Origin of the sequence: Mesorhizobium sp. CA5 (genome assembly GCF_020165105.1) — a bacterium.
Classification (GTDB): Bacteria; Pseudomonadota; Alphaproteobacteria; order Rhizobiales; family Rhizobiaceae; genus Mesorhizobium.
In genome coordinates, this window is the sequence record NZ_JAIUHJ010000007.1 from 46,013 (window position 1) to 61,776 (window position 15,764).

Below are 15,764 nucleotides of genomic sequence, written 5' to 3' on the forward strand. Positions count from 1 at the left end.
AATGTCGGCTCCCCTGCTCATCACCTTCGACAAGGTCTGGAAGAGCTATGGCGAGGGCGAGGCTCGCGTGCACGCGCTGGCCGGCGTCGATCTCGCCATCCGGCGCGGCGAATTCGTCGCCATCATGGGTCCCTCGGGCTCGGGCAAATCGACGGCGATGAACATCATCGGCTGCCTCGATACGCCGACGGCCGGAACCTACTGTTTCATGGGCATCGATGCGGGCCGCCTCGACCGCAACCGCCGCGCGCTTTTGCGCAACCTTTATGTCGGCTTCGTCTTCCAAGGCTACAATCTGCTGCCGCGCACGACCGCCGCGGAAAATGTCGAGCTGCCGCTGATCTATCGCGGCGTTGCCGCGCGCGAGCGCCGCGATCTCGCCATGCAGGCGCTGGCCGAGGTCGGACTGGTCGGGCGCGAGCACCACACGCCGGCCGAGCTTTCCGGCGGCCAGCAGCAGCGCGTGGCGATCGCCCGCGCCATCGTCACCAGGCCGACGCTGCTTGTCGCCGACGAACCGACCGGCAACCTCGACACCGCGCGCACGCACGAGATCATGGAGCTGCTGACCAGGCTCAATGCCGAGTTCGGGCTCTCCATCGTCATGGTCACGCATGAGGCCGACGTCGCGAACTATGCCGGCCGCACCGTCCGTTTCCTCGACGGCCATGTCGCCTCCGACACCTTAGCGGAGCAAGCGGCATGACCTGGGAGACCGTCCGCCTCTCGCTGCGCTCGATCCGCCGCAACGTATTGCGCTCGTTCCTGACGCTGCTTGGCATCGTCATCGGCGTCGCCGCCGTCATCGCCATGCTCACCATCGGCTCCGGCACGACGGAGAAGGTCAAGGCCGATATTTCCAAGCTCGGCAGCAACCTGCTCGTCGTCCGCGCCGGCCGGCCGGCAGGCCCCGGCGGACCGGGAGGGCTCGACCAGGCGGTGCGGCCGCTGGCCGAAAAGGATGTCGCCGCGCTCGTCGCGCATCTGAGCGGCGCCCGCGCGATTTCGGCGGCCTCGCAAAAGCAGGTCCGCGTCATCTTCGGCACCGAAAGCCTGACCTCGGGCGTGACCGGCACCGACAGCGCCTATCTCGACGCCCGCGACTGGAAACTGGTCTCCGGTCGGCCGTTCAGCGATTCCGAAACGCGCGCCGGCGCGGGTGTGTGCCTGATCGGCGAAACCGTGCGCCAGCAATTCTTCGGCGCCGGCGATCCGGAAGGCGAGATCATCCGCGTCAACCGCACCTCCTGCAAGATCATCGGCCTGCTCGAGCCCAAGGGCTATACCGGCTTCGGCCAGGACCAGGACAATGTCGTGCTGATGCCGCTGCACGCCTATCAACGGCGCATCGCCGGCAACCGCGATATCGACAACATCTATATCGCCGCCGACGACCGCACCCCGACCACCGAGCTGCAGCCGCGCGTCGAGGACATTTTGCGCGACACACGCCGTATCACGCCCGACCGCGATCCCGATTTCGCCATCCGCGACATGACCCAGATCGCCGATGCGATGACCAGCGCCACCACCACCATGACCGGCATGCTGGGCGCAGTCGCCGGCGTCAGCCTGCTGGTCGGCGGCATCGGCATCATGAATATCATGCTGGTCTCGGTCACCGAGCGGACGCGCGAGATCGGCATCCGGCTGGCGATCGGCGCGCACGAAAAACATATCCTCATCCAGTTCCTGGTCGAGGCGACGGTGCTGTCGCTCTTTGGCGGCATCATCGGCATCCTGATCGGCCTGTCGCTGGCCGGCCTCGCCTCGATGGCGCTGACGATACCGTTCGCGCCAAGTCCCGCCGTCGTCCTGCTCGCCGTTGGCTTTTCGGCGCTGATCGGCATGGTGTTCGGCTTTTTCCCGGCGCTGCGCGGCGCCCGCCTCGATCCGATCGATGCGCTGAGGCATGAATAGTCAGAAAACAACGTTCCGCGCCTGTGCCCCCTGATCTTGCGGTGAGGCGGCGCTGAAAGAGCGGGGGGTGCTGCTAACGATCGCCGCCGAAATGCCACTCGACCAGCGGCTTCATGTGCGGCATCAGGCCGGCGGGCAGATCGCCGGCGTGGCGGATGATCACCGGCCCTTCGATCTCCGGGTCTGTTTCGGTAGCGACGAAGGCGCTGATGCGCCGCGCCAGCTCGTCGGCCGGCTCGGCCACCCGGTAGCGGCGGAAGATCACCGTGCCGCTTGCCATCGATAGCGCGTGATAGCGCTGTCCGCGCTCGGCCGCAGAAAGATCGAGCCCGGTCTCCTCCCTCACCTCGCGGATCATGTTGAAGTCGACATCGACCAGTCCGTCGCGGAAATCGATCGGCTCGAAGGAGCCGGCGGCGAAATAGACGCGGCCGGCATTGACAGTGTGCGGCCCCATGCGGATCGCGACCAGCGCATTGTCGCCGGCGACCAGCACGGCATGCGCGTAGGCGTGCTCGGCGCCGGAATTCTCGCGCCGCTTGCGCCACAGCATGAACGTCGAATAGTTGACTGCGTGGCAGCGGCCGACGAGGCGACCGTCGCGGTAGGCAAGCTCGGCAAGCAGCACCACAGCGCCATCGAACAATGCCGGATTGGCGGCGATCTCCCGCCGCCAGTTCTCGGCGATGGCTGCCGCATTGCTCAGCGCGAAGGGATGTGGGCCGGGATCGAGGCGGACGTCGACCGCATCGACCGGAAGGATGACGTTGCGCGGCAGGTCGAAACTCAACAGCTTCATGCCATGTCCAGTGTGATCGCCACCGGGCAGTGGTCCGACGCTTTCGGCCTGTCCCAGCCCGCGCGCGGGAAACGTTCGACCTCCTGTCCGGGCGGAAAGATGGTGCGCCAGGGCTGGCCATTGCGGATGATGTCGGGAACGGCGGTGGCGTTCTTCGCGGCCAGCGCCTTCGACAGCAGGATATAGTCGAGCTGGCAAAGGTGCCGCTCCTCCGGGCCGCGCGTATGGTAGAAGCTCCAGCGGTCCATCTCCGGACGCCGCTCGACAACATTCTCGCAAAAGCCACCGGCGGTGAGCACATCGATCGAGGACCGGGCTTCGTCTATGACCTCGAAACGGTAGCCGTCGATGGCGTCGCCATCGATCTTCACGCGCTGCCGGTAATCGTTCATGTCGCCACAGATCGCCCAGCGTTTGTCGGCGGCATGGTCCTTGCCGAAACGCTCCTCGACGATGCGGCGCACCGCTTGCGCTTCCGCGATGCGCAGCGGCATCGACGCCTGGCGGCCATCCAGCCCGTTGCGCGGCGGCCCCATCGATTTGAAATGCACCAGATAGAGCGTCAACGGCGCGCCGCCGACCCTCAGGTCGATCTCCAGGCAGTCGCGGCGAAAGACACGCTCATTGGCGAGATAGCCGAGCGCGGCGAGCTCCGGCGTGAACAGGCCGAACTGTTCGAAGGTGACATAGGCATGGCTGGTCATGCGCACGAAGTCGATCGGCTGCCCTTGCGCTGTTTCGTTGCGCATCATCACCGCGACATCGATGCCGCGCGTATCGTTACCGGCGGTGGTGTATTTCTGCCGGTAGCCCTGGCCGATCATCTTGAACAGATAGCCATATTCGAAAGCCTTCAGCGCCTCGATATTGTCGACCTCCTGCATGCAGATGATGTCGGCGCGGGTGGCTGCTATGGCGAGCGCCGTCAGCTGGCGCGTGTCGTCGGACTGGGCGATGGCACGAGCCTGCTCGAGAAACCGGTATTCGGCCTCGCTCTGGATATCGAACAGCGCCAGCGTGCGGTCTTCATTGAGCTGGTTGCGATAGCCCGAGAAATCGAACCTGCTCATCAGGTTCTCGACGTTGAAGGTGGCAAGCCGAAGCGACATGGCCGTGACCTTTGCCCGCAAGCGGGGACGAAAACAAGAGCCAGGCGCGATACTCGTTATGGTTGATGGAACCTTTCCGTTCATCCTCCGTTCAGACGGAAAGTTCCAACAATGGGCCTCTTCCCGGGGTGTGCTGGGCGTGGGGCCTTCTCCTTGGAGAGTGAAATGAAACCGCTTTTCTCTTCCCTTCGATCCGGGCTCCTGGCCCTCGGTTTCGTTGCCGGCGTGACGGCACCGTCGGTGGCCGGCCCGATCCTGCAACCCGATCTGTCGACCGCAACCAGCACGGCGGCAACCATCATACCCATCCGCGACAGCTGGGCCGGCGGCAACGACCGGCGGGGGATGTATGATTGGCGCTGGCGGCGCGGTGGCGACTGGCGGGGCCGGGATTTCAGATGGCGCGGCGACGACTTCCGCTCTCGTCATTTCTCCCGCAATTGGGATGGCGGCGACTGGCGCTGGCGGCATCATCGCCATCATCGGCGTTTCGACAATGGTGACGCCGCCCTTCTGGGGCTTGGGCTAGGCCTGGGCCTGGGTAGCCTCGCCTACAACAACTACTACGATCCATATTATTACGACCCCTACCCGCGCTACGTTCAGCCGCGGCGCATCTACCGGACCGAGCGGCTTTCCCGGGCCCATGTCCAATGGTGCTACGACCGCTACCGGTCCTATCGGGCCTGGGACAACACGTTCCAGCCCAATTACGGCCCGCGCCGGCAGTGCATCTCGCCTTATATCTGAGCCCTTCGGCAGGAAGGATGAGACGGCGCCCTTCGCGGCGCCGTTTTATTTTGCCGAACCTGTGTCCGCCATTGGCCGATAACCCTAAATTCATCGGCGGCGGCTATTCATCCATGCCGTTGTCCCTCAATATGACGATTCGCGCGAACGGGGTGCGAGACGTGCACGCCATGGCCGAAAACGAACACAGAAACCAACACAGGCAACGCGTGCTCAAAGGCGCGGCGATCCTGACCGGCATCAACAATTCCGAGGTCAGATGCACGGTGCGCAACATGCATGCTAACGGCGCAGAGTTGAAAGTGCCGATCGATGCGCGCGTGCCGGACGAATTCCTTCTCTATGTGCCGATCGACGGCATCGGCTACAGGGCGGTGGTGCGTTGGCGCCGCGAGGACCGCATCGGCGTCGAGTTCACCGGCACCGAGCCCAAGCCGCACTGGCACTACGGCTAGTCTAGATCCCGGACCCGACCAGCTTGCTTGGCAAAGGAAGGCCGGCGGATCGCTCCGCCGGCCTATGGGATGCAACGGTGAAATCGAAGATCAGTTCTTCGCCTTGTCGACCAGCTTGTTCTTGGCGATCACCCGCGCGACCGCAGGGCGAAGCCCGAGGACGCGCAGGCAAAAAGATGTGGATCGCCTTAGTTCTTCGCCTTGTCGACCAGCTTGTTCTCGGCGATCACCCGCGCGACCGCAGGGCGAAGCCCGAGGACGCGCAGGCAAAAAGACGTGGATCGCCTTAGTTCTTCGCCTTGTCGACCAGCTTGTTCTTGGCGATCCACGGCATCATCGCGCGCAGCTTGGCGCCGACTTCCTCGATCTGGTGGCTGTCGTTGCCACGGCGGATGCCCTTGAAGCGCGACAGGCCGGCGCGATATTCCTGCATCCATTCCGAGGTGAACTTGCCGGTCTGGATGTCCTTCAGGATGCGCTTCATCTCGGCCTTGGTCTCGGCGGTGATGATGCGCGGACCCGAGACATATTCGCCCCATTCGGCGGTGTTCGAGATCGAGTAGTTCATGTTGGCGATGCCGCCTTCATAGATCAGGTCGACGATCAGCTTCACCTCGTGCAGGCACTCGAAATAGGCCATTTCCGGCGCGTAGCCGGCTTCCACCAGCGTCTCGAAACCAGCGCGGATCAACTCGACCAGGCCGCCGCACAGCACCACCTGCTCGCCGAACAGGTCGGTCTCGCATTCCTCGCGGAAATTGGTCTCGATGATGCCCGAGCGGCCGCCGCCGACGCCGCAGGCGTAGGAGAGCGCGAGGTCGAGCGCGTTGCCCGAAGCGTCCTGGTTGACGGCCACCAGGCACGGCACGCCGCCGCCCTTCTGGTATTCGCCGCGCACCGTGTGGCCCGGGCCCTTCGGCGCGATCATGACGACGTCAACCGAAGCCTTCGGCTCGATCAGGCCGAAATGCACGTTGAGGCCGTGCGCGAAGGCGATCGCGGCGCCGTCGCGGATGTTCGGCGCGATCTCGTTTCTGTAGATGTCGGCCTGCAATTCGTCGGGCGTCGCCATCATCATCAGGTCGGCCCATTTGGCGGCGTCCGCCACGCTCATCACCTTGAGCCCGTCGGCCTCGACCTTCTTGGCGGTCGCCGAGCCGGCCTTCAGGCCGATGGCGATCTCCTTGACGCCGGAATCCTTGAGATTGAGCGCGTGCGCCCGGCCCTGGCTGCCATAGCCGATGATGGCGACCTTCTTGCCCTTGATGAGGTTCAGATCGGCGTCACGATCGTAATAGACACGCATTGTGGTCTTCCTTCCCGTTTTGAAGATCAGAGGGCCTGCGGCCCGGTTTTTGCTCCGAAAAGAGCGAGAAACTGTTGCGTCGCGCGGCGGGCATCGCCGCCGATCGTCGCCCCAGTCAAATCCACCCGATCGCCGAGCAGCAGACGAATCTGCACGTCCCGGCCGACCAGGCCGAAAAAGGTCCGGAACGCCGTCTCGGCGTCCTCGAAATCGAGCAGTCCTGCCTGGCGTCCGGCTTCGAGCACAGGCTTCAGGCGCTTCGCCAAGGCAAAGCGGCCGTTCTGCAGCACGACGGCGCCGAGATCGTCCTTGCCCGAGCCGGCATGGCTGACCGCGACACGGTTGAGCGCGATCGAGGTGTCGCTGGAAATTACCTTGAGCCAGTCGGATGCGAAGCGTTCGAGGCTCGCGGTCAGCGAAGCAAGGTCGAGCCCTTCGCGATCGACCGGCGCCACGCGCACTTTGGACGCCTGCCACTGCACTGTCGCCGTCAGCAGCCCGTCGCGGTCGCCGAACCATTTGTAGAGCGTTTCCTTGGAGCAGCTTGCCCGCCGCGCCACCGCGGTCATCGTCAGGTTGTCGCCCTCCTCGACCAGCAGGCGAAGCGCCGCATCCAGAACGGCCTGCTGGCGCTCGGTGAGCGTCTCGCTGTTGTCGATGTCGGCGCCTGCCTGCAGCACGTTCTGTCCTGTTTTTCCGGTCGCCCGGATGCGTACCGTACGTTACGGTTCGGCTTATTGCGCATTCCGGTTTCGGATGCAAGGGGCGCGGCGAAAAATGACCGGCGGAAACAGCGAAAAGCTCGGCAGCTAATCGCTCGTCGGTGGATCGCGAAGCCGTCCGAGCAGGCTGGCCAATGTCTTCAGGTCCTGGGCCGGAAGCCTGTCGCCCATCAGTTGCGCGATCGAAGCGCCATAGACGGCCCAGATGCGGCGGCGCATGTCCCGACCGCTTGGCGTGATGCGCACGGTCTGGCCCCGGCCGTCATCGGAGACCGGCAGCTTTTCGACCAGGCCATTCGCTTCCAGCCGGGCCAGCAGCCTTGAAACGCCGTACTGTGCCAACAGAACGCGATCGATCAGCTCGAACGGCCGCAGCCCTCCCTCGCCCGCTTCCGCCAGCTCGTGCAGCACGTCATACCAGCCTAGCGGCGGCAGCCCGCTGGCCTTCAGCGCGTCCTCGGTCTTTTCGACCAGTTGGCGCGAGACGCGCATGAGGCGCGCCCAGGCGGTGACGGCTTCGGGCGATGGGGATTTCTTCGTCATCGGCGCAGCCTAGCGGATAGATGCAAATGCATCAAGCTTGACGATCGATGCAAATGCATCTATATAGATGCAAACGCATCGATATGGAGTTCTCCGATGAAACATGAAATCTGCAAGATCGCCGATATCCCGCAAACCGGCAGCCTGATCGCGCCCTTCTTCGGCCGCGAGGTCCATGTCTGGCGCAGTGGCGAGCGCATCCGCGCCGCGGCCAATGCCTGCCTGCATTTCGGCGGGTCGCTGGAATGCAAGGACGGCTCACTTGTCTGCCAATGGCACGGCGCGAAATTCGACATGGCAAGCGGCGAGCGCCTGGAAGGCCCGGCGCCGAAGGGCTCCCGCCTGATGTTCCTGTCGACCCGCGTCGAAGACGGCGCGCTGAACTATGTCTGGGGGGAATGAGATGACCGCCAGGCTCACCCTCGTCAGCCATCACCTCTGCCCCTACGTCCAGCGCGCCGCGATCTCGCTTGCCGAGAAAGGCGTGCCGTTCGAACGGGTCGATGTCGACCTTGCCAACAAGCCCGACTGGTTCAAGGCGGTCTCGCCGCTCGGCAAGGTGCCGCTGCTGCGCGTCCGGCATGGCGACGCGCAGGAAGTCATTTTCGAATCCGCCGTCATCCTCGAATTTCTCGAGGAGACGGAGGCCAATCCCTTGCACCCTGCCGATCCGCTGCTCCGGGCCAGGCATCGCGCCTGGATCGAATTCGGCTCGGCGATCCTCAATGCCATCGGCCGCTTCTATTCCGCTGCCGATGAAGCCGCTTTCCTCCGTGAAAGCGGAGGCTTGTCCGGGATGTTCGCGCGTGTGGAAGCAGAACTCGCGGCAAGGCAAAGCGGTCCGTGGTTCGCCGGAGATCATTTCTCGCTGGTCGACGCCGTCTACGGACCGGTCTTCCGCTATTTCGACACGTTCGACCGCATCGGCGACTTCGGCATTCTGGACGGCAAGCCGCTCGTCCAGGCATGGCGCGCGGCCTTGAGCAAACGGAAATCCGTGAAGGAAGCCGTCGGTCTGGACTATCCGCAGCGGCTGCATGCCTTCCTGCGGGCAAAGGGATCTTACCTGTCCGAGATCATCCGGCTGCAGGCCATTGCAACTCCGCAAGCCCGATCCGCCTGAACGGGTCGACTACCGTACCAGCAACCATGGCCGCAAGGAATTGCGGCCCTGGCGGAACTCTCGCCAGCGCCGCCACCATACGGTCGCGGACAAAGGGCAAGGCCGCGGAGTCCGACTGGTAGAATGGCGTCAGCGACCGCGACAGCGCCTGGAAGACGCGCACATGCCAACGGCGCGCACTTACATAGGTCGCCAGCGCTTCATCTATGCCGTTCGCGTGCTCCAGCGCATGGCTGAGCGCCGCGGCGTCGAGCAGCGCCATGTTCGCGCCTTGCCCGAGCTGCGGGCTGGTCGAATGCGCGGCATCGCCGATGACGGCGAGCCGCCGGCCGGCCGGCAATGTCATCGTATGGTGGCCATAGCGGGCGAGCGAGAGCTGCTCGAAACTGTCGATCTGGCTGGTGAAAGCCTCGCACTCTGGCCACACAGAGACCACCCTCGCTTTCCAGGCATCGAGGCCCTTCGCCTTTATCTGTTCGGCATCGGCCGGCTTGAGACTCCAAAAGAAGGCCGCCATTTCTTGCGCGCCGGGCTCCGGCCGGCCGATCGGCAGCACGCCGACCATGACGCTCGCCTTGTCATAACGCTGCAGCAGCGCGCTTCTGTCAAAGCCGTCCCGCCAGCCAAGCGAGGCCCAGAATGCGCCATAGGCGAGCGGCCGTGGCATGGCGTTATCGCCGAGATATGACCGCAGTTTCGAGCGCGCGCCGCTGGCATCAACAATGAGGTCGAACGGTCCTAGCCGCCTGCCGTTGCCGCAGACCAGCGTCGCGCGCTCGCCGACTTCCAGCGTTTCCACCTCGACATTGGTTTCGATGGCGATCGCTTCGCGCAAGGCAGCGCGGTAGAGCACCCCGAACAGCGCCGCCCGATGCACGGCGAGGCCGAAGCGGCGGCCGCGCCGCGCGTCATAGCGGACTTCGAGCACCGTGCGCCCGCTGCCGGCGTCAGTGCCGTGCAGCCGCTCGATGCGGCTGCCAAGTGAAAGGATCTCATCGAGCAGGCTGAGATCGGCGAGCACGGTCAGCCCGGTCGGCTGCAGGATGAGGCCGGAACCGACAGGCCTCGGCGCGTCGAAACGCTCGAAAATGGTGACCTTGTGTCCGGCCCGCTTGAGGTAAAGCGCTGCCGCCAGCCCGGCCGGACCAGCGCCGGCAATCGCGATCTCGTAAGACTTGCCCATCGTCCCCCAACCCGACCCTGCGGGGACAATCCCGCTTGGAACGCGCCGGATCAATCGGGCGCTTTGACGCTTGTGTCGAGAGATCAGCCCTGGGCGGTGTCGAAGGCGGCGCGCGCGTCGCGCACCGCGTCATGATTGAGTTCGGCCCATTGAACGAGCTGTTGCAGAGGCAGGAACATCGAGCGTCCAAGATCGGTCAGGCTGTATTCGACGCTCGGCGGCTTGGTCGGGAACACCTCGCGGTGCACGTAGCCGTCCCGCTGCAGATCATGGAGCGTCTGCGTCAGCATGCGCTGCGAGATGTCGGGAACCAGCCGGCGCAGCTCGCCAAAGCGATAGGGCTTCTCGGCCAGTGCCATCACCAGCAGCGAGCTCCATTTGCCGCTGATGCCCTGGATCACGTCGCGGACCGGACAATCGGCGAAATTCGCGCCGTTCGTCATGGCCTTGTAGACCTCGAGCTTGGCTTTCAGATTGAAGATCTTGCTGTCCATCGCGACACCCGCTGATCGAAACTAAAGCATCTCCCGAAAGTGGGAACCGGTCTCGGGATAAAGACATGCGTAAATCAAACCTAAAGCGCATGGAGCGAATCTGAAAGATCGCGACGCGCTTTAGGCCGGCCGGGGTGGTTCCCTGGCAGTGCCTACCTCCCGAAAAACTGCCTTCTTTACGGCCTGCGGTCAATTCCTATTTTAGCGCTGGTCTCTTTTTGAGACCATCGATCAGACCCGCCATTGGCATTTTCAAGGGATACCCGATGACCGAAACCCTTCTCGTAACCGGTGCTTCCGGCCATCTTGGCCGCGCCGTCATCAATCATCTGCTTGGCGAACGGAAAGTCGCGCCAGCCAATATCATCGCCACCACACGCAACCCGGAAAATCTCGCCGATCTGGCTGCGCGGGGCGTCGCTGTGAGAGTTGCCGACTTCGACGATAAGGCTTCGCTGGAAGAAGCGTTCACGGGCGCCGACCGGGTGCTTGTCATCTCGACCGGCGAGCTCGACCTGAAAAGCGACCGGCGCCTGAAACAACATCAGACAGCGGTGGCGGCGGCCAAGGCGGCCAAGGTCTCGCACCTGCTCTACACCTCGATGCCCAATCCGGAGCCCGGCTCGCCGGTGCTGTTTGCTGGCGACCATTACGGCACCGAAGAGGCGATCAAGGCGAGCGGCATCCCCTACACCATCTTCCGCAACGGCTGGTATCAGGAGAACCTGTTCAGGTCGCTGCCGCATGCCATTTCGTCGGGCAAGTGGTACAGCTCGGCCGCCGACGGGCGCATCGCTCACGGCGCGCGCGACGATATGGCGGCCGCCATCGCCGCCGGCCTCGCATCCGGCTCCAAGGAAAGCCACATCTACACGCTGACCGGCCCGCAGGCCTATACCACGAATGAAATTGCGGCGCTGGTAAGCGAAGTGACCGGCAAGCCGCTGGAGGTCATCCAGTTGCCGGACGAGGCGCTGACCGAAGGGGTGAAAGCGGCGGGCGTTCCCGAGGATTTCGCCCGTATCATCGTCTCCTTCGATGCCAACACCCGCGCCGGCCGCATAGGCGAGGTGACCGATGCGGTCGAGAAGCTCTCAGGCCGCAAGCCGCGGACGCTGAAGCAGTTCCTCGAAGCGAACAAGGCCGCATTGCTCGGCTGAAGTCTGGCGCGCCTGGGAGGTCGTCCCCCCGGCGCGCTTCACTTCGATTTCTTGGGCATCCGAGCCGGATCGGGCTTTCACCGGTCGCGACAAGCGCGCCTTTCCGAGATGCGGTGTCCAGCCGCGGCAGGCATCGCCCAGCCTCTCAGATCGCGACCTGCGTGCCAATCTCCACCACGCGTCCGGTGGGAATCTGGAAATACTCGGTCGCGTCCGACGCCGTCTTCGCCAGGCCGATGAACAGGCGATCCTGCCAGATCGGCATGCCGGAATTGGGCGAGGCTTTCAGCGAACGGCGCGACAGGAAGAAGGACGTCGTCATGATGTCGAACTTCCAGCCCTGCTTGCGGCAGATGGCCAAGGCACGCGGAATGTTGGGCTGCTCCATGTAGCCGAAGGTCAGCGTCACCCGCATGAACAGCTCGTTGACCGTCTCCAGCTTGACGCGCTCGCTGTCGGGCACCACAGGCTGCGGCGCCGTCACCACCGACAGGATGACGTTCTTTTCGTGCAGCACCTTGTAATGCTTCAGGCTGTGCATCAGCGCCGTCGGCGCGCTCAGCGGATCGCTGGTCAGGAACACGGCGGTGCCCGAGACCAGCTGCGGCTTCTTCTTCAACAGGTTTCCCGCCAGGAAATCGAGCGGGATCTCGTTACGGCGCGTCTTGTCGAACAAATAGCGGCTGCCGCGCACCCAAGTCCACATGCCGAGGATAATGGCGAAGGCGACCGCGAGAGAGGCCCAGCCCCCCTCGAACACCTTGACGATGTTGGAGGCGAAGAAGCCTATGTCGATCAGGGCGAACACCGCCGTCAGGCCGATCGCCGGCCAGATATTCCACTTCCAGATGCGTGTCATGACGATGAACAGCAGCGTCGTCGTCACCAGCATGTTGCCTGTGACGGAAATGCCATAGGCTGAGGCGAGCCTGCTGGATTCGCCGAAGCCAACCACCAATAGCATCACCACCAGCGCCAGGAGCATGTTGACGCGCGGCATATAAACCTGGCCGGACTGCTTCTCCGACGTATGCAGGATTTCGAGTCGCGGCAGCATGTTGAGCTGCACCGCCTGTCTGGTCAGCGAATAGGCGCCGGAGATGACGGCCTGGCTGGCAATCACGGTCGCTGCGGTCGCAAGGACCACCATGGGGATCAGCGCCCAGCCCTCATTCATCTCGAAAAACGGGTGGCCGACCGTGCCCCCCTTGGCAAGCACATAGGCCCCCTGCCCGGCATAGTTCAAAAGCAGGCAGGGAAACACGATCGCAAGCCAGGCCAGCACGATCGGCTTGCGGCCGAAATGGCCGAGGTCGGCATAGAGCGCCTCGGCGCCGGTGACGGCCAGGAAGACGGCGCCGACCGTGACGAAGGACACGTCGGGCGAACTGATGAAGAAGGCCACGATGTAGTGCGGGCTTATGGCCCACAGGATTTCCGGGTCCGAGATGATGTGCTTCAGCCCGGAAACGCCGATGGCAAGGAACCATATGGCGGTGACCGGCCCGAACACCAGGCCCACACCGCCCGTGCCGAAACGCTGCACCGCAAACACGGCTGCGAGAATGAGCAATGTCAGCGGCACCACATAGGGCTGGAAGGCGGGTGTGACGACGTTCATGCCCTCGACCGCCGACAGCACCGAGATGGCTGGCGTGATGACAGCATCGCCGAAGAACAGCGACGCGCCGACGATGCCGATGCCGAGCACGATCGCCGAGCGTGTCGGAAAAGTGCCGCGCGCCAGCGCCATTAGCGACAGCACGCCGCCCTCGCCGCGGTTGTCGGCGCGCAGCACGAACATGATGTACTTCACCGTGACCGTGATGGTGAGCGACCAGATAATCAGCGACAGCACGCCGAGAATGTCGGCGCGGTTGGCCACGTCGCCGCCCGACGAGGCGTGCAGCGCCTCGCGGAAGGCGTAGATCGGGCTCGTGCCGATATCGCCATAGACGACGCCGAGCGCCCCCAGCATCAACACCTTGGCGCTGTGCTGTTCGATCTCTGGATGGCTCGATTGGTCGACGGGTTCTGCCTCAGCACCATTGGCAAGGGCCATGGACCACACTCCGATAAAACGCGCGGTGCTCTACGCTTGCTGCAGTGCAATATCAAGTGCCCTAGCGTGAGGGCTCCCATGCCGCCGACGCACGGCTTCACTGTGCACGGAGCGCGCCTGCATCGTCATCCGATAGAAACGGCCTCGTCAGATAGCGACCTGCGTGCCGATCTCGACCACGCGTCCGGTGGGAATCTGGAAATACTCCGTCGCATCCGCAGCCGTCCGCGCGAGGCCGATGAACAGGCGATCCTGCCAGACCGGCATGCCGGAATTGGGCGAGGCCTTAAGCGAGCGGCGCGACAGGAAGAAGGACGTCGTCATGATATCGAACTTCCAGCCCTGCTTGCGGCAGATGGCCAAGGCGCGCGGAATGTTCGGCTGCTCCATGTAGCCGAAGGTCAGCGTCACGCGCATGAAAAGCTCGTTGACCGTCTCCAGCTTGACGCGCTCGCTGTCGGGCACGACCGGCTGCGGCGCCGTCACCACCGACAGGATGACATTCTTTTCGTGCAGCACCTTGTAGTGCTTCAGGCTGTGCATCAGCGCCGTGGGGGCGCTCAGCGGATCGCTAGTCAGGAACACGGCGGTGCCCGAGACGAGCTGCGGCTTCTTCTTCAACAGGTTCGCCGCGAGGAAATCGAGCGGGATCTCGTTGCGGCGCGTCTTGTCGAAGAGGTAGCGGGTTCCGCGGATCCAGGTCCACATGATCAGGCCCATGAGGCAGGCGACGGTGATCGACACCCAGCCCCCTTCGACGATCTTGACAACGTTGGCCGAGAAGAAGCCGAGATCGATGACGCCGAACAGCAATGCCAGCGCCAGTGCGGCCGCAACCTGCCATTTCCAGAGCCAGCGCATGACGACGAACAAAAGGATTGTCGTCATCAGCATCTCGCCGGTCACCGAAATGCCGTAGGCCGAGGCGAGCGCGCTCGAGCTGCCGAAACCGACGACCAGAAGCATGACGCCGAGTGCCACCAGGAGATTGACCCTCGGCATATAGATCTGGCCGCTCTGCATCTCGGATGTGTGCTGCACTTCGATACGGGGCAGAAGGTTGAGCTGCACGGCCTGCCGTGTCAGCGAGAAGGCGCCGGAAATGACGGCCTGGCTGGCGATGACGGTGGCCGCGGTCGCCAGGCCCACCATCGGCATCAGCGCCCATTCGGGCAGCATCTGGAAGAACGGGTTGGTGGGCTTGCCGCCATGCGAGAGCACGAAGGCGCCCTGCCCGAAATAATTCAGGAGCAGGCAAGGAAAAACGATTGCGAACCAGGCCATCACGATCGGCTTGCGGCCGAAATGGCCGAGGTCGACATAGAGCGCCTCGGCGCCGGTGACGGCCAGGAACACGGCACCCACGGTGACGAAGGCGCCCGTCGGCGTGGTGGCGAGATAATAGATCGCGTAATATGGATTGATCGCCAGGAAGACGGATGGGTCGTCGACGATATGATAGACGCCAGCCGCTCCGATGGCCACGAACCATGTCGCCGTCACGGGTCCGAACACCGCCGCCACCTTGCCCGTGCCGAAGCGTTGCACGGCGAAAAGCACGGCCAGGATGACCAGCGTGATCGGGACCACATAGGCATCGAGCGCCGGGGTGACGACTTTCAGGCCCTCAACCGCCGAAAGCACCGAGATCGCCGGCGTGATGATCGAATCGCCGAAGAACAATGCCGCGCCGCAAAGGCCGATAACCAGGATGAAACGCGAGCCCGGGGGGTAGGCGCTGCGCGCCAGCGACATCAGCGACAGCGTGCCGCCTTCGCCCTTGTTGTCGGCCCTGAGCACGAAGGCGACATATTTTATCGTGACGATGATGGTGAGCGCCCAGACGATCAGTGACAGCACGCCGAGCACGTCATGGCGGGCGACCGAGCTCGACGAGGCATGCAGCGCCTCGCGGAAGGCGTAGATCGGGCTCGTGCCGATATCGCCGTAGACGACGCCTAGCGCGCCAAGCATGAGAACCTTGGTGCTGTGCTGCCGCTCGGTTTCGGCATGGCCCGAGCGTTCGAGGGATTCCGTCTCGCTGGCGTTGGCTAGCACCATGAACCCCATTTCATCAGATTCGCCACGCTTCGAGGTCGCCGCAACGCGCGGGACGCACCGAAACTGCCGGAGTTACG

The 15,764-nt window shown here is 63.9% G+C and carries 16 protein-coding genes; 7 read left to right on the forward strand and 9 right to left on the reverse strand.

Features of this window, described 5'->3' with window-relative positions:
• The first annotated feature begins 1 nt into the window (after position 1).
• Positions 2–706, forward strand: a complete 705-nt coding sequence (locus tag LB529_RS11165) for an ABC transporter ATP-binding protein (RefSeq protein WP_224711100.1) — start codon at positions 2–4, stop codon at positions 704–706.
• A complete protein-coding gene (locus tag LB529_RS11170; protein ID WP_224711101.1) occupies positions 703–1,920 on the forward strand; it encodes an ABC transporter permease in 1,218 nt (405 codons plus the stop codon). Before LB529_RS11165 ends, LB529_RS11170 begins: the two co-directional genes overlap by 4 nt.
• 73 nt (positions 1,921–1,993) lie before the next feature.
• Here the strand turns inward: LB529_RS11170 and LB529_RS11175 are convergent, their stop codons facing one another.
• A complete protein-coding gene (locus tag LB529_RS11175; protein ID WP_224711214.1) occupies positions 1,994–2,710 on the reverse strand; it encodes a hypothetical protein in 717 nt (238 codons plus the stop codon).
• 5 nt (positions 2,711–2,715) lie between these two features.
• Positions 2,716–3,828 carry an endonuclease/exonuclease/phosphatase family protein gene (locus LB529_RS11180; RefSeq protein WP_224711102.1) on the reverse strand — a complete coding sequence of 371 codons (1,113 nt, stop codon included), beginning with the start codon at positions 3,826–3,828 and terminating at the stop codon, positions 2,716–2,718.
• Positions 3,829–3,993: 165 nt separating this feature from the next.
• Here LB529_RS11180 and LB529_RS11185 point away from each other — a divergent pair, with 165 nt between their 5' ends.
• Together LB529_RS11185 and LB529_RS11190 are read left to right on the forward strand one after the other, a co-directional pair.
• Positions 3,994–4,578: a BA14K family protein gene (locus tag LB529_RS11185; RefSeq protein ID WP_224634266.1), complete on the forward strand. Its 585-nt coding sequence runs from the start codon at positions 3,994–3,996 to the stop codon at positions 4,576–4,578.
• A 170-nt stretch (positions 4,579–4,748) separates the two neighbouring features.
• Positions 4,749–5,033 carry a PilZ domain-containing protein gene (locus LB529_RS11190; protein WP_095764807.1) on the forward strand — a complete coding sequence of 95 codons (285 nt, stop codon included), beginning with the start codon at positions 4,749–4,751 and terminating at the stop codon, positions 5,031–5,033.
• A gap of 286 nt (positions 5,034–5,319) precedes the next feature.
• Here LB529_RS11190 and ilvC read toward each other — a convergent pair whose 3' ends face one another.
• From ilvC to LB529_RS11205, 3 genes are all read right to left on the reverse strand, one after another.
• Positions 5,320–6,339 carry a ketol-acid reductoisomerase gene (gene ilvC, locus LB529_RS11195; RefSeq protein ID WP_224711103.1) on the reverse strand — a complete coding sequence of 340 codons (1,020 nt, stop codon included), beginning with the start codon at positions 6,337–6,339 and terminating at the stop codon, positions 5,320–5,322.
• Positions 6,340–6,365: 26 nt separating this feature from the next.
• Complete coding sequence (locus LB529_RS11200; RefSeq protein WP_263490954.1) at positions 6,366–7,016, reverse strand: TetR/AcrR family transcriptional regulator; 651 nt, start codon at positions 7,014–7,016, stop codon at positions 6,366–6,368.
• Between the two features lie 132 nt (positions 7,017–7,148).
• Positions 7,149–7,604, reverse strand: coding sequence for a MarR family winged helix-turn-helix transcriptional regulator (locus LB529_RS11205; protein ID WP_224600866.1), 456 nt, complete (start codon positions 7,602–7,604; stop codon positions 7,149–7,151).
• A gap of 96 nt (positions 7,605–7,700) precedes the next feature.
• Here LB529_RS11205 and LB529_RS11210 point away from each other — a divergent pair, with 96 nt between their 5' ends.
• Together LB529_RS11210 and LB529_RS11215 are read left to right on the forward strand one after the other, a co-directional pair.
• Positions 7,701–8,006, forward strand: a complete 306-nt coding sequence (locus LB529_RS11210) for a Rieske (2Fe-2S) protein (protein WP_224711104.1) — start codon at positions 7,701–7,703, stop codon at positions 8,004–8,006.
• A gap of 1 nt (position 8,007) precedes the next feature.
• Positions 8,008–8,727 carry a glutathione S-transferase family protein gene (locus LB529_RS11215; RefSeq protein ID WP_224711105.1) on the forward strand — a complete coding sequence of 240 codons (720 nt, stop codon included), beginning with the start codon at positions 8,008–8,010 and terminating at the stop codon, positions 8,725–8,727.
• On the opposite strand, the gene LB529_RS11220 is transcribed toward LB529_RS11215, so the two are convergent.
• Together LB529_RS11220 and LB529_RS11225 are read right to left on the reverse strand one after the other, a co-directional pair.
• Entirely contained in the window at positions 8,681–9,910 is a 1,230-nt protein-coding gene (locus LB529_RS11220) for an FAD-dependent oxidoreductase (protein ID WP_224711106.1), read from the reverse strand. The genes LB529_RS11215 and LB529_RS11220 overlap by 47 nt on opposite strands.
• A gap of 83 nt (positions 9,911–9,993) precedes the next feature.
• The gene (locus LB529_RS11225; protein WP_095764800.1) at positions 9,994–10,404 is read right to left on the reverse strand and encodes a winged helix-turn-helix transcriptional regulator; all 411 of its coding nucleotides are present in this window, start codon (positions 10,402–10,404) and stop codon (positions 9,994–9,996) included.
• A 266-nt stretch (positions 10,405–10,670) separates the two neighbouring features.
• Between LB529_RS11225 and LB529_RS11230 the strand changes: the two genes are divergently transcribed.
• Positions 10,671–11,564 carry an SDR family oxidoreductase gene (locus tag LB529_RS11230; RefSeq protein ID WP_224711107.1) on the forward strand — a complete coding sequence of 298 codons (894 nt, stop codon included), beginning with the start codon at positions 10,671–10,673 and terminating at the stop codon, positions 11,562–11,564.
• A 145-nt stretch (positions 11,565–11,709) separates the two neighbouring features.
• Here the strand turns inward: LB529_RS11230 and LB529_RS11235 are convergent, their stop codons facing one another.
• Complete coding sequence (locus tag LB529_RS11235; RefSeq protein WP_224711108.1) at positions 11,710–13,626, reverse strand: potassium transporter Kup; 1,917 nt, start codon at positions 13,624–13,626, stop codon at positions 11,710–11,712.
• Between the two features lie 147 nt (positions 13,627–13,773).
• Positions 13,774–15,687, reverse strand: coding sequence for a potassium transporter Kup (locus tag LB529_RS11240; protein WP_095765532.1), 1,914 nt, complete (start codon positions 15,685–15,687; stop codon positions 13,774–13,776).
• Positions 15,688–15,764 lie beyond the last annotated feature (77 nt).

Bases quoted from the DNA above. Each gene is read 5' to 3' on its own strand.
- LB529_RS11235 (WP_224711108.1), bottom strand. From the start codon at position 13,626: ATGGCCCTTGCCAATGGTGCTGAGGCAGAACCCGTCGACCAATCGAGC.
- LB529_RS11185 (WP_224634266.1), top strand. From the start codon at position 3,994: ATGAAACCGCTTTTCTCTTCCCTTCGATCCGGGCTCCTGGCCCTCGGT.
- LB529_RS11170 (WP_224711101.1), top strand. From the start codon at position 703: ATGACCTGGGAGACCGTCCGCCTCTCGCTGCGCTCGATCCGCCGCAAC.
- LB529_RS11230 (WP_224711107.1), top strand. From the start codon at position 10,671: ATGACCGAAACCCTTCTCGTAACCGGTGCTTCCGGCCATCTTGGCCGC.
- LB529_RS11165 (WP_224711100.1), top strand. From the start codon at position 2: ATGTCGGCTCCCCTGCTCATCACCTTCGACAAGGTCTGGAAGAGCTAT.
- LB529_RS11240 (WP_095765532.1), bottom strand. From the start codon at position 15,687: ATGGTGCTAGCCAACGCCAGCGAGACGGAATCCCTCGAACGCTCGGGC.
- LB529_RS11215 (WP_224711105.1), top strand. From the start codon at position 8,008: ATGACCGCCAGGCTCACCCTCGTCAGCCATCACCTCTGCCCCTACGTC.
- LB529_RS11225 (WP_095764800.1), bottom strand. From the start codon at position 10,404: ATGGACAGCAAGATCTTCAATCTGAAAGCCAAGCTCGAGGTCTACAAG.
- LB529_RS11220 (WP_224711106.1), bottom strand. From the start codon at position 9,910: ATGGGCAAGTCTTACGAGATCGCGATTGCCGGCGCTGGTCCGGCCGGG.
- LB529_RS11190 (WP_095764807.1), top strand. From the start codon at position 4,749: ATGGCCGAAAACGAACACAGAAACCAACACAGGCAACGCGTGCTCAAA.
- ilvC (WP_224711103.1), bottom strand. From the start codon at position 6,339: ATGCGTGTCTATTACGATCGTGACGCCGATCTGAACCTCATCAAGGGC.
- LB529_RS11210 (WP_224711104.1), top strand. From the start codon at position 7,701: ATGAAACATGAAATCTGCAAGATCGCCGATATCCCGCAAACCGGCAGC.
- LB529_RS11205 (WP_224600866.1), bottom strand. From the start codon at position 7,604: ATGACGAAGAAATCCCCATCGCCCGAAGCCGTCACCGCCTGGGCGCGC.
- LB529_RS11180 (WP_224711102.1), bottom strand. From the start codon at position 3,828: ATGTCGCTTCGGCTTGCCACCTTCAACGTCGAGAACCTGATGAGCAGG.